The sequence below is a fragment of the Ammoniphilus sp. CFH 90114 genome (assembly GCF_004123195.1).
Lineage (GTDB): Bacteria > Bacillota > Bacilli > Aneurinibacillales > RAOX-1 > YIM-78166.
Window position 1 is genome coordinate 1 of sequence record NZ_SDLI01000078.1, and the last position, 314, is coordinate 314.

The following is a 314-nucleotide window of genomic DNA, read 5'->3' on the forward strand; positions in this document are numbered from 1 at the left end:
CGCCCCAACTGCACTCCGTAGCGGCATCTACGTTAAAAGGTCCAGTTTAATTATAACTGCAAAAAATAATAACAATTCTTACGCTTTAGCTGCTTAATAGGCGCTTAACGTAGATCCTCCTAGGCTTGTCCGTGGTCTAGATCTGGGTCCTAAATTTAACGGACTTACGCTAACGACTCCCACCTGAAGTACGTTAGAAGAGAAAAATCAGGTTAGCTGTTCATGTGGGCCCTGACAGGCGGCAAGTTGGGCAGTGAAACCTTAAGTAGTCTGAATATGAGTGTAGACGTTGGGGTGGCAATATGCTAGGACGC

The 314-nt window shown here is 45.9% G+C and carries 1 other RNA gene; it reads left to right on the forward strand.

The window, feature by feature from the left end:
- Nucleotides 1-314, forward strand: a transfer-messenger RNA (tmRNA) gene (gene ssrA / locus EIZ39_RS26270); the annotation flags it as partial.